Here is an 11,906-nt window from a genome sequence, read left to right on the forward strand (position 1 = left end):
GTGACTGAAGCGCTATGTAGCGATCAATCGCGCGGCCGCCATCCGGACGCAAGTCTCGAACGCGGCAAGATCGTGCCAGACGTCGACAGGCTGAGCTGCCGGCGTCACCAGCGGGCAGCCATGCAGCTCCAGCGCGTGGATCATCATGAGGTTGTCGACGAGGCCAAAATCCTCGACCGTCAGCCCCTGCGCATCGACCAGCCGTCCGCCCTCGGTGGTGACGTCCATGAAGCGGCCGAGGCGGTCGGCATAGGTGGCGGGATCGTTGGAGTAGGCCAGGCAAAATTTGCGGCGGCCGGCCATGTAGCCGAGCTCGTAGACGGTGCCAGGATCCGCGCCGGCACCGCGGAACGGCGTCAGGTTCGCAATGATGGCGTCGGCGTGGTCCATCATCGCCTCATTGCCGCAAAAGATCTGCCGCGAGGCGTCTGAAACGGTGAGGTCGATAGCGTTGTCGAGAGGGTAGAGGCCGGTGAGTCCGTACGCGCCGCACATCGCCGCCTTGCGGCGGCCAATCTCGACCGCATCCGGCAGGAACACGTCGGGACCTGCCAGATAGATTTTCATGAACGTCGCGCTGGTTCGCGGAAGGTCGAAGCTCGCCCTCAGGCGAGCTTGACCGTCTCGGTCTTCACATCCTTGCCGAGGGCTTCGAAGACCTTGGCGACGATGCCCTTGGCGTCGAGACCGGCACGGGCATACATCGCGGCCGGCGTGTCGTGATCCTGGAACACGTCGGGCAGGACCATCGTGCGGAACTTGACCATGCCAGTGTCGAGCACGCCCTGGTCTGTCAGGTATTGCGCGACATGCGAGCCGAAGCCGCCGACCGAACCTTCCTCGACCGTGATCAGCACGTCGTGGTCGCGGGCAAGCTTCAGCACCAGCTCGGTGTCGAGCGGCTTCATGAAGCGCGCATCCGCGATCGAGGTGGAGAGACCATGGGCGGCGAGCTCGTCGGCCGCCTTCTCGCATTCGGCCAGGCGCGTGCCGAAGGAGAGCAGGGCGATCTTGTTGCCCTGGCGGATCATGCGGCCCTTGCCGATCTCCAGCGGGATCCCAACCTCGGGCATCTCGATGCCGCGGCCTTCGCCGCGCGGATAGCGCAGCGAGCTCGGACGGTCGTTGATCGCGACCTGGGTCGCCACCATGTGCACGAGCTCGGCTTCATCAGCCGCAGCCATGATCACCATGTTGGGCAGACAGCCGAGATAGGCGTTGTCGAACGAGCCGGCATGGGTCGCGCCGTCGGCGCCGACGAGGCCGGCGCGGTCGATGGCGAAGCGCACGGGCAGGTTCTGGATCGCGACGTCATGGACGATCTGGTCGTAGCCGCGCTGCAGGAAGGTCGAGTAGATCGCGCAAAACGGCTTGTAGCCCTCGGTCGCGAGACCGGCGGCGAAGGTCACCGCGTGCTGCTCGGCGATACCGACGTCGAAGGTGCGGTCCGGGAACGCCTTGTTGAAGATGTCGACGCCGGTGCCTGACGGCATCGCCGCGGTGATGGCGACGATCTTGTCGTCCTTCTGCGCTTCCTTGACGAGGCTCTGGCCGAACACGTTCTGGTAGGCCGGCGCATTCGGCTTGGCCTTGGCTTGCGTGCCGGTGGCGACGTCGAATTTGACGACGGCGTGGTATTTGTCGGCGGAGGCTTCAGCCGGGCCGTAGCCCTTGCCCTTCTGCGTCACGACGTGGACCAGGATCGGGCCGGTCTCCATGTCGCGCACGTTCTTCAGCACGGGCAGGAGATGGTCGAGGTTATGGCCGTCGATCGGGCCGACGTAATAGAAGCCGAGCTCCTCGAACAGCGTGCCGCCGTCCATCATGAAGCCGCGGGAATATTCCTCGACGCGGTTGGCGCGGTTGGCGAGGATCTTGGGCAGGCGCTTGTTGATCTGCTTGGCCGCATCGCGCAGCGTGCGATAGGTCTTGCCGGAGTAGAGGCGCGACAGATAGGCGCTCATGGCGCCGACCGGCGGCGCGATCGACATGTCGTTGTCGTTGAGGATCACGATCAGGCGCGAGTTCATCGCGCCGGCATTGTTCATGGCCTCATAGGCCATGCCCGCCGACATCGCACCGTCACCGATCACGGCGATAACGTTGTTCTTGCCGCCGGAGAGGTCGCGCGCGACGGCCATGCCGAGACCGGCGGAGATCGAGGTCGAGGAATGCGCGGCGCCGAACGGATCGTAATCGCTCTCGCTGCGCTTGGTGAAGCCGGAGAGGCCGCCGCCGGTGCGCAGCGTGCGGATGCGGTCGCGGCGTCCGGTGAGAATCTTGTGCGGATAGGCCTGATGGCCGACGTCCCAGATCAGCCGGTCGCGCGGCGTGTCGAAGACGTAATGGATCGCGGTGGTGAGCTCGACCACGCCGAGGCCCGCGCCGAAGTGACCGCCGGTCACCGAGACGGCATCGATCGTTTCCTGCCGCAGCTCGTCGGCGACCTGGCGGACCTGCTCGACCTTGAGCTTGCGCAGGTCTTCCGGCGTCCGGATGGTGTCGAGAAGCGGCGTTTTACTGTATGCGTTCACGGCGATTTCCAATTTGTCAGCGCCGGAAGGTCATTCCGGTGCGCGATGGGTTTGCACAATATCGGCGCAGCGCGAGTCCTTAAACCGTCGGAGCCACCTGCATGGGGCAAAGCCCCGTCTTCAAGCTTAGGTGAGCTTAAGTGCGCTCCGGTTCAGTCTCTGTGATCCCTGTCACGTAGATCGGCTTCGTCCGTCCCAGCCAATTCATCAGCGATTTGAGGCACTTGACATCGAAAATCGGTCCCCACGTCAAGGCTAACAAAAAGCCACACTCCGCGCAGCTTTACACCAAAGCTTGGGCCAAAGCCAACCCACAGGGCCGATTACGGGTATGCAGGTGCAACCGGCGGGCCAATTTGGTTAATCGCGGCGCCGGTAGGAAGGTTCCAATCCTGCCCGGTTCCTTGGCAGGATTTTGGGCGCAAGAACAGCCTTTTCGGTGGAATTTCGCGGGATGACAACACCGGCGCGGGAACTCTTCCGCCCTGGCGCCCGGCGTCCTTACGCCCAGCCAAAACGGGGGCGTGCGATCTTGAAAAATTGCAGGCGGCCGATGCGCGAGGCGGGGGGCTGCGCGCGCCCTTACTGCACGTCCAGTGGGGCCGTGCCGGCGGCCTGGCCACTGGCATCGGTGGTGATCTTGTCGACGCGCGCCTCGGCCTGGCGCAACAGCTCCTCGCAGCGCCGCTTCAGGGCTTCGCCGCGCTCGTAGATCGTGACGGATTCCTCGAGCGGCACCTTGCCGTCCTCGAGCCGCTTCACGATCGTCTCGAGTTCCTCGATCGCGCGCTCGAAGGTGAGCCGGGAGACGTCGATTTGGGTATTTTCGGCCATATCCGTTTCCGATTGCCCGATTCGCTTCTGCTGCAAAACAGCAGAGTTTTGCGGGCTTAATGTGGCGGGTCTCTCAAGCGCCCATCAGGGCGCCGACATGCGCCGTAACAGATTCTTTCAGTCCTTGCAGGTCGTAGCCGCCTTCGAGCACAGAAACAACGCGGCCGCCTGCGGACTTGTCCGCAAGGTCCATCAGTTTGCGCGTGACCCAGGCATAATCCTCCCCGCGTAAATTCAGCGAGGCCAGCGGATCGCGGTAATGCGCGTCGAAGCCGGCGGAAATGATGAGCAGCTCGGGGCTGAATTTCTCCAGCCGCGGCAGGATCAGGTTTTCGAACGCGGAGCGGAATTCGGGCCCGCCGTCTTCAGACGCCAGCGGCGCGTTGACGATGGTGTCATGATCGCCGCGCTCGCTCTTGGCGCCGGTGCCCGGAAACAGCGGCATCTGATGGGTCGAGCAGTACATCACGGTCGGATCCGACCAGAAGATGTCCTGGGTGCCGTTGCCGTGATGCACGTCGAAATCGACGATGGCCGCGCGCTTGATGCCGTATTTGCGCTGCGCGTGGCGCGCGGCGATCGCGACATTGTCGAAGAAGCAGAAGCCCATCGGCTTGCCGATCTCGGCGTGATGACCGGGCGGGCGCACCGCGACGAAGGCGTTGCGGTGCTCGCCGTTCATCACAGCCTCGGTCGCGGCCACTGCGCCGCCGACGCCGCGCATCACCGCTTCCCACGTGCCAGGGGACATCGAGGTGTCGCCGTCGAGATAGACTTGGCCGCTTGTCGGCGCGACGTGGCGCAGTTCGGTGACGTAATGCTCGTTATGGCAAAGCGTGACGAGATCGAGATCGCCCTCCGGCGCCAGATCGCGCGCCAGGAACTGGAAGCGCTCGACCGACAGCGCTTCCTCCACTGCACGCAGGCGGTCCGGGCGCTCGGGATGCCCCGGCGGCGTGACGTGGTCGAGGCAAGCCTTGTGGGAAAGGAGAAGCGTGCTCATCAGGTCGGCCTCGCTGGGAACGTACTCTCGACGTCGCTTGGCGCATCCGGCGCCAAAACGCAATGCAAAACCCAATCTAGGCGTTCCCTGCGGAATGGCAAAGGGCCGCCCGTTCAGGCCCGTTTGATCCAGATCAATTGACGCGCACGATGCGGGTAGGCGGCAACGGGCCGATCGGACCATGCGCCTTAAAGAAGGCAAACAGTGCGTCGGAATCGTACCCGCCATATTGCGGCGAAGTGCCTTGCTTGGCGACGGTAAAACCGTCGCCTCCGACCGCCAGATAGTCGTTGAGGGTCACGCGGTAGCCGGTGGCCGGCTCGATCGGCCTGCCGTTGAGCGTCATCTTGTCGGCCACGATGCGTTCACCGTATGGCTTTGACGCGTCCCAGCTGTAGTTGAATCCGATCGAGACCTGGAGGATTCGCGGCCGCTTCGGATCGAGCCATTGCTGCTCCAGCATGTCCTTGAGCTGACTGCCCGTGAGCGTCATGGTGACGAGGCGGTTGCGGAACGGCTGGCTTGCGAACAGCTCGCCGTAGGACACCGCGCCATTCTCCTTCGGGATGAGATCCGTGCGGATGCCGCCGGGATTGGTCAGCGCAATGACCGCGCTGCCGTCCTTGGCATCCTTCGTCGCGGCGAGCTGTGCATCCGCAATGATGTCGCCGAGGGCGCTTTCGCCGGCCTCGTTCGGAACGCGCGACAGCGTCTGCGTCACCGATCCGGCCGGCCGGTTGGCAATCGGCGCCGAGAGCTTGTCATAAGCGTCGATCAGCGCGGTCTGCTCGGGATCCCTGGCGAGCGAGGCATTGGCGACGATGACGTTCTCGGCCTTGGCGCTGACGATGTCGCGGGTCGCAGGATCGAGCTTGAGGTCGATCGCGGTGACCAGCGTGCCGTATTTGTCGCCGCTGGTGACGAGCCGCCCGTCGATCTCGCAGACGTAAGCGCGATGCGTGTGGCCGCTGACGACGACGTCGACGGCGCGGTCGAACTTCTTGACGATGTCGACGATCGGCCCTGTGATGGCAGGGCATTCATTGTAATCGCCGGCGGGCTCACCGCCCTGGTGGATCAGCACCACGATCGCCTCGACGCCTTTCGCCTTCAGTTGCGGCACCAGCGCATTCACCGTCTCGGCCTCATCGCGAAATTCCAGTCCGGCAATGCCCTTGGGCGAGACGATGCCGGCGGTCTCCTTCAAGGTCAGTCCGATGAAGGCGACCGGGATGCCCTCGAAGTCGCGGATCTCGTAGGGCGGCAGCACGCTCTTGCCGGTGGCGGCCTCCACGGTGGACGCCGCGAGATAGTGGAATTTGGCACCTAGGAAAGCATGCGGCCCCTGGCAGCCGTCCTCGGGATGGCAGCCGCCATTCTGCATCCTGATCAGCTCGGTCTTGCCTTCGTCGAATTCATGGTTGCCGACCGAGGTGATCGCGAGCCCCATCATCGAGAGCGACTCGACCGAGGGCTCGTCATGAAACATCGCCGACAGGAACGGGCTCGCCCCGATCAGATCGCCGGCGGCGACGAAGATGGTGTTCTTGTGCCCCTCGCTCAGTTGCTTGACCAGCGTCGCCATGTATTCGGCGCCGCCGGCGGCGACCATCACCTTCTTGGTTTTGTCTTCAGGGTCATTGATGCGAATGCCGCCCGGCGGCGGACGGAGGTTGCCGTGGAAATCGTTGATCGCGAGAATCCGCAGCTCGACGGGCGGTGCGGTCTGCGCCGCGGCAGGCAAGGCGCAGAGCGCGAGCGAAAGCGTGGCAAGGATCGATTGGTATCGCATGGAACAAGATTAGTCGCTCCGCGCGAAGATTTCACGAAGGTTCTCGTTATCTACCGCTTCTTCCTGTTCGCAAACGCATTGAACGCGGCGACAGCTTCATCCGATTTCAGCCGCTCGCCGAACAGATGGCCCTCCTGATCGATGCGGCGGGTGAGCTCTTCCGGCGGGGTGCGCAGCAATTTGCGCGAGGTTGCGACGGCCTCGGCCGGCAGCCGGCAGATCTCGCGCGCGACCTTGCGGGCCTCCACCTCGGTATGTCCAGGCGAGACCACGGTATTGACGAAGCCGGCGGCATGGGCCTCGGCGGCGGTGAAGCTGCGGCCCATCGCCAGCATGGCGAAGGCGCGCTGGTAACCCATGGTGCTCGGCATCAGGAGGCTCGCGGCACCGACCGGCACGAGCCCGAGATTGATGTAGGGCGCCGAAAAGGTCGCGGCGTTGGAAGCGAGCACATAGTCGCAGTGAAACAGCATCACGGTGCCCATGCCGATCGAGGCGCCGTCCACGGCGGCGATGATCGGCTTGACGTTGAGCGCCAGCGAATAGAGGAATTTGACACCGTCCGACAACGTCTCCGGACGCGCCGCATCGGCGTGCATGAAGTCATCGATGTCGTCGCCGGCGGTGAACACGCCGGAGCCGCCGGTGATGATCATGCAGCGAATATCGGGGTTGTTCTGCGCGGTGTCGATCGCGCGGCTCATCTCGCGATACATATGCTGCGTGATCGCGTTCTTCTTGCCGGGACGGCGCAGGGTGATGATGCGTGTGCCGCGCTCGTCGGTGACGATGATGTTGCCGTTCGGCATGAGCACTCCCTGCGGTCGCCGCGGCGGCTGCCGTTGGCGAGTCTTGCACGGCTGAGCCTACATGATCCCGCAGGCGTGCCAATCCTGCCGCGCGATCATTTCGGCAGTGATGCCGTCGAGTGGTTGCATGACACCCGCCAGATGGCGGCATGTGTCGGGGAACAAACCAGCAGCGAAGGCTGCATCGCGCCTCCTGCGACGATTTGCGCATTGCAACAATTGGCTACAACGTTTCATTTGAAAAACCGGTGGTTGTACGTCACGATCAGCTGTTTCGTTCCATCAGGCCGATATTTGACGATGATCGCCGCAACGGAGGTTGACGAGTCCTCGCTGCGTTACCGCGGCTGGCGCGTGGTGCTGGCCTGCTTCCTGATGGCCTTCTTCATGTTCGGCTTTGGCCTGTATGGCCAGGGCGTGTATCTCGCCGAGCTCCAGCGCGCTCATGGCTGGTCCGGCACGCTGGTGTCCTCGGCCAGCACCTTCTCGTTCCTGCTGAGCGCCGTCCTCGTGATCTTTACCGACGATCTGCTCGTCCGCATCGGGTTGCGCGCGCTGATCCTGTGCGGGCTGGCCGCGCTTGGCGCATCGACCGCACTGCTCGGGCTGATGCAGTTGCCGTGGCAGCTTTATCTCGCCTATGCGCTGATGTCGGTCGGCTGGACCGGAATGGGCTCGGTGGTGATCGCCACCGTGCTGAACTCCTGGTTCGAGCGACGGCGCGGGCTCGCGCTCAGCCTCGCCTTCAACGGCGCCACCTGCGGCGGCATCATCCTCGTTCCCGTCCTGCTGGCGCTGAGCACCAGCATCGGCTTCCGTTCGGCCATGCTGGCGGCGACCGTCGTGATGGTGGTGCTGGTATTGCCGGTGGTTGTCGTCTTCACCGGTTGGCCGGTCGGCGCGTCGCTGCATGCGGCAGGTGCCTCCGGCGGGGGCAAGGCCGCGCGTCATTCGCGCCGGACGCTGCTCGCCAATGCATCATTCTGGACCATGGTGCTGCCGATCGCGATCGCGCTGCTGGCGCAGATGGGATTCATCATCCACCAGGTGACGTTTCTCGAACCATTGATCGGCCGCGCCAGTGCGGGCCTCGCGGTCACCATCATGGCCGCGATGGCGGTCGTCGGCCGGCTCACGCTCGGCCTGTTCGTCGACCGGCTCGATCCGCGGCTTGCCTGCTCGGCGTCGATGATCAGCCAGGCTGCGGCGCTGCTTGTGCTGCTGCAAAGCCAGAGCCCGATCGTGCTGCTGTTGTGCTGCGCGGTCTACGGCTTCTCGATCGGCAACATGATCACGTTTCCGCCCCTGATCATCCAGCGCGAGATCGGCAGTGCGGCCTTCGCTGCCGCGATGGGGCTGGGAACGTCGATCAGCGGCATTGTCAGCGCATTCGGTCCCGGCCTCGTCGGCCTCGTGCGCAGCGTGAGCGGCGATTACACCATGGCCTTTGCGATGTGCGTGGTGCTCGATGTCGTCGCCGCCGGCATCGTGCTGTGGCGGCCGGGGAAGAGGGCGGAGCAGACGCGCAATCTATCACCGTCACCCTGAGGTGGCCGCTTCTTCAGCGTCCCTCGAAGGGCGACGGCCCGGCTGCAACATCTCGGCCGGTCATCCTTCGAGGCTCCCCACGCGGCGCTTTGCGTCGCATGGCTCGTACCAGCGACAATGGCTTCGCCACTGCGCGGGGATGACGGGTCTACCCCAACAGCACCGCATCCGCCGCCGCGACCGACTCCGCGCTCTCCGTCACGGTGCGCTCGAGCGCGCCTGCCTGCACGGTGATGTTCTCGGCGAAGAAGCGCGCGAGCGAGACGTAGCGCTGCGCATCCGCAACACCTTCACTCTTCGCGGCAAGCGCCTCGGAGGCCAGCATGCAGCCGCCGAGCGTGGCACCGAATTGCTGCAGATACGGCGTCGCGCCGGCCAGCGCCTCGTTCGGCGCAGACGTGACGCGCTCGAGCAGCCACTTGCTGGTGCGCCTCAAGGCCTCCAGCGCCTCGCGCAGTTTCACGCCCGTGGTGCCGAAGGCGGGATCGTTGGACGCCTCGACCTGCTTCACAATGGCTGAGAGCTCATCGAGCAGCGCCCACACCGATGCACCGCCATTGGCGGCGAGCTTGCGCGTGACGAGGTCGATCGCCTGGATGCCGTTGGTGCCTTCGTAGATCGCGGTGATGCGCGCATCGCGATAATGCTGGGCGGCGCCGGTCTCCTCGATGAAGCCCATGCCGCCATGGATCTGCACGCCGAGATAGGCGACCTCGTTGCCGATATCGGTGGAATAGCCCTTCGCCATCGGCGTCAGCAGCGCGGCGCGTGCGGCGGCTTCAGTGCGCACCTTCGGATCCCTGGCGCGCATGGAGACGTCGAGTGCGACCGCGGTCGCATAGCAGATGGTGCGCGCGGCCGCAGTCTGGGCCCGCATCCGCATCAGCATGCGCTTGACGTCGGGATGCACGAAGATCGCATCCGAGCCGTCGCCCTTCTTGCCGATGGCGCGGCCCTGCTTGCGCTCCTGCGCATAAGACAGCGCCAGCTGATAGGCGCGATCGGCGACGCCGACGCCTTCGAGGCCGACGCCGAGACGGGCCTGGTTCATCATCGTGAACATGCAGCGCATGCCCTGGTTCTCTTCGCCGATCAGGAATCCGATCGCGCCGCCATGGTCGCCCATGGTCATGGTGCAAGTAGGGGAGGCGTGCATGCCGAGCTTGTGCTCGACGCCCGAGGCAAAGATATCATTGCGCGCGCCAAGCGAGCCGTCGGCATTGACCATGAATTTCGGCACCAGGAACAGCGAGATCCCCTTGGTGCCCGCGGGCGCATCGGGCAGGCGCGCCAGCACGAAATGCACGATGTTGTCGGTCATGTCGTGCTCGCCATAGGTGATGAAGATCTTCGTCCCCTTGATGCGATAGGTGCCGTCCGCCTGCTTTTCGGCGCGGGTGCGCAGTGCGCCGACATCGGAGCCGGCCTGCGACTCGGTCAGCTGCATCGTGCCGGTCCATTCGCCGGTGACGAGCTTTTCGAGATAGATCTTTTTCAGCTCGTCGCTGCCATGCGCGTCCAGCGCCTCGATCGCGGAGGCCGTCAGCAGCGGACAGAGGCCGAACGCGACGTTGGCGGCGCTCCAGATCTCGGTGCAGGCGGCGTTGATCGCCATCGGCAGGCCCTGGCCGCCAAAACCTTCCGGGCCCGAAACCGCGTTCCAGCCGCCTTCGGTCCAGCGCTTGTAGGCGTCCGGCCAGCCCGGCGCAGTCGTCACCTTGCCGGCATCGAGCTTGATGCCGTGCTCGTCGCCGACTTTGTTCAGCGGTGCCAGCACATCGGTCGCGAACTTGCCGGCCTCTTCCAGCACGGCAGCAGCAATGTCAGCGTCGAAATCGCCGTAATGGCCGGCGTCCACGGCGGCCTTGAGGCCGGCGCCATGGTTGAGCGACAGCAGCATGTCAGAGATCGGCGCGCGGTAGGTCATGGCTCACTCCCGAGGACAGGTTTGCCGTCGTATTCCCATGAAATGGCTGAGGCCTCAATGGGTGCGATACGGGACCGCATCGGGCCTTTGCCCCCGCCTATATTAAGGTGTGGCGCGACCGCGCCCCGGACGGTGGTATTTTGCCCCTCCAGGCGGTTGAAATGCCGCGCCGCACCCTATAGACCGGCTGCGACCAAAGGGAATCTGCGGGTGCCAGCCCGTCCGTCGTTCCCGTGGTTGCCTGATGGGGCGTAGCCAAGCGGTAAGGCAGCGGATTTTGATTCCGCCATTCGGAGGTTCGATCCCTCCCGCCCCAGCCAGCTCCCAGGATCTACTGCGCCCGCGCCAGCATCCGGCGGAATCGGGCAAGTGCGGCCGCCAGGAAGATTGCGCCAAGCCCGACAATCGCGGCGAGATGCGGCCAGACCTGGTCGATGCTGGCGCCCCGACACAACACCGACTGCGTGAACTGCACGAAATGCACGGCCGGCGAAATCTGAATCGCGACCTGGAGCGGCTGCGGCATGGCTTCGAGCGGAGAGGCCCCGCCCGACAGCATGTTGAGGATGAGGAACACCGGGATCGCGAGCAGCGCGAACTGCGGCATGGTGTTGGCGATGGTCGCGAGAAGGATGCCGAGCGAGGCGATGGCGAAGAGATAGATCACCATGCCGGAGACGAATAGCGGGATCGAGCCCGCGATCGGCACGTGCAATATGCCCTTGATCACGACAAGCAGCGAGAGCGTGCCGAAGAATGCCACCACCAGCGCGTTGGCCCAGATCTTTCCGACGGCGATCTCGTGCGCGCGGACAGGCATGACCAGGAGGTGCTCGATGGTGCCACGCTCCCGCTCGCGAATGACCGCCGCGCCGACCAGCAGGATGGTCAGCATCGTCAGGTTCTCCACCAGCGCATTGATCGCCATGTGCCAGAAGCCTTCCAGGTTCGGATTGAAGAAGGCGCGTTCGACGCTGCGCAGCGGGAGTTCGCGCGCGATGCCGCGGGAATGCACGTAGTTCGTCGTTTCCTGCTGCAGGATCGAGGACACGTAGCCGGCGCCGACTGCCGCCTGTGTCATGGCCGTGGCGTCGATGTTGAGTTGCACCGCCGGATCGCGCCCGTTCAGCACATCGGCCTGGAACCGTGGCGGGATGTCGAGCACGAAGGCATACTGGCCTTCATCCATGAGGCGGTCGACGGCAGAACGGTCGACCGGGACCGGACGGCGGAAATAGGGCTGCAGTAGCGCGTCGGCGATGCGGGTGGACAGCACCGAACGATCGGAATCGACGATGGCGATCGGTGCGTTGTTGACCTCGGTCGTGATCCCCGTCGATTCGCTATAGACGCTGAACGAGAAGGAATAGACCACGAAGAAGGCCAGCACCACGTCACTTGCGAGACTCGCAAGCTCCTTGACGCCGAGGCGGAACACGTTGGAGAGCCAGCGGGTCAT

General features: G+C 64.6%; 9 protein-coding genes and 1 tRNA gene. 2 read left to right on the forward strand and 8 right to left on the reverse strand.

Going from position 1 to position 11,906, the window contains the following annotated elements; all coding sequences use genetic code 11:
* Positions 1-12: 12 nt before the first annotated feature.
* The 6 genes from L6639_RS20810 to L6639_RS20835 all read right to left on the reverse strand — a co-directional run bounded on the left by L6639_RS20810 (position 13) and on the right by L6639_RS20835 (position 6,972).
* Complete coding sequence (locus tag L6639_RS20810) at positions 13-567, reverse strand: nucleoside 2-deoxyribosyltransferase (protein WP_237863500.1); 555 nt, start codon at positions 565-567, stop codon at positions 13-15.
* A 38-nt stretch (positions 568-605) separates the two neighbouring features.
* Positions 606-2,534, reverse strand: coding sequence for a 1-deoxy-D-xylulose-5-phosphate synthase (gene dxs / locus L6639_RS20815; protein WP_237863501.1), 1,929 nt, complete (start codon positions 2,532-2,534; stop codon positions 606-608).
* A 582-nt stretch (positions 2,535-3,116) separates the two neighbouring features.
* On the reverse strand, positions 3,117-3,368 hold the full coding sequence (locus L6639_RS20820) for an exodeoxyribonuclease VII small subunit (RefSeq protein WP_027554315.1): 252 nt from the start codon (positions 3,366-3,368) through the stop codon (positions 3,117-3,119).
* A 73-nt stretch (positions 3,369-3,441) separates the two neighbouring features.
* Positions 3,442-4,371: a histone deacetylase family protein gene (locus L6639_RS20825; protein WP_237863502.1), complete on the reverse strand. Its 930-nt coding sequence runs from the start codon at positions 4,369-4,371 to the stop codon at positions 3,442-3,444.
* Between the two features lie 133 nt (positions 4,372-4,504).
* The gene (locus L6639_RS20830) at positions 4,505-6,163 is read right to left on the reverse strand and encodes a bifunctional metallophosphatase/5'-nucleotidase (RefSeq protein WP_237863503.1); all 1,659 of its coding nucleotides are present in this window, start codon (positions 6,161-6,163) and stop codon (positions 4,505-4,507) included.
* 50 nt (positions 6,164-6,213) lie between these two features.
* A complete protein-coding gene (locus L6639_RS20835; RefSeq protein ID WP_237863504.1) occupies positions 6,214-6,972 on the reverse strand; it encodes an enoyl-CoA hydratase-related protein in 759 nt (252 codons plus the stop codon).
* A gap of 300 nt (positions 6,973-7,272) precedes the next feature.
* Here L6639_RS20835 and L6639_RS20840 point away from each other — a divergent pair, with 300 nt between their 5' ends.
* On the forward strand, positions 7,273-8,520 hold the full coding sequence (locus L6639_RS20840) for an MFS transporter (RefSeq protein ID WP_237863505.1): 1,248 nt from the start codon (positions 7,273-7,275) through the stop codon (positions 8,518-8,520).
* 148 nt (positions 8,521-8,668) lie between these two features.
* On the opposite strand, the gene L6639_RS20845 is transcribed toward L6639_RS20840, so the two are convergent.
* On the reverse strand, positions 8,669-10,447 hold the full coding sequence (locus tag L6639_RS20845) for an acyl-CoA dehydrogenase family protein (RefSeq protein ID WP_237863506.1): 1,779 nt from the start codon (positions 10,445-10,447) through the stop codon (positions 8,669-8,671).
* A gap of 245 nt (positions 10,448-10,692) precedes the next feature.
* Between L6639_RS20845 and L6639_RS20850 the strand changes: the two genes are divergently transcribed.
* A tRNA-Gln gene (locus L6639_RS20850) sits at positions 10,693-10,767 on the forward strand.
* Positions 10,768-10,778: 11 nt separating this feature from the next.
* On the opposite strand, the gene L6639_RS20855 is transcribed toward L6639_RS20850, so the two are convergent.
* Positions 10,779-11,906, reverse strand: a complete 1,128-nt coding sequence (locus L6639_RS20855) for an ABC transporter permease (RefSeq protein ID WP_237863507.1) — start codon at positions 11,904-11,906, stop codon at positions 10,779-10,781.

It is taken from the genome of Bradyrhizobium zhengyangense (genome assembly GCF_022012555.1).
Lineage (GTDB): Bacteria > Pseudomonadota > Alphaproteobacteria > Rhizobiales > Xanthobacteraceae > Bradyrhizobium > Bradyrhizobium zhengyangense.

What these genes read in the sequence shown, in the direction of transcription:
- L6639_RS20810 (WP_237863500.1), bottom strand. Translation starts at nt 567, where the DNA reads ATGAAAATCTATCTGGCAGGTCCCGACGTGTTCCTGCCGGATGCGGTC.
- L6639_RS20820 (WP_027554315.1), bottom strand. Translation starts at nt 3,368, where the DNA reads ATGGCCGAAAATACCCAAATCGACGTCTCCCGGCTCACCTTCGAGCGC.
- L6639_RS20825 (WP_237863502.1), bottom strand. Translation starts at nt 4,371, where the DNA reads ATGAGCACGCTTCTCCTTTCCCACAAGGCTTGCCTCGACCACGTCACG.
- L6639_RS20830 (WP_237863503.1), bottom strand. Translation starts at nt 6,163, where the DNA reads ATGCGATACCAATCGATCCTTGCCACGCTTTCGCTCGCGCTCTGCGCC.
- L6639_RS20835 (WP_237863504.1), bottom strand. Translation starts at nt 6,972, where the DNA reads ATGCCGAACGGCAACATCATCGTCACCGACGAGCGCGGCACACGCATC.
- L6639_RS20840 (WP_237863505.1), top strand. Translation starts at nt 7,273, where the DNA reads ATGATCGCCGCAACGGAGGTTGACGAGTCCTCGCTGCGTTACCGCGGC.
- L6639_RS20845 (WP_237863506.1), bottom strand. Translation starts at nt 10,447, where the DNA reads ATGACCTACCGCGCGCCGATCTCTGACATGCTGCTGTCGCTCAACCAT.
- L6639_RS20855 (WP_237863507.1), bottom strand. Translation starts at nt 11,906, where the DNA reads ATGACCCGCTGGCTCTCCAACGTGTTCCGCCTCGGCGTCAAGGAGCTT.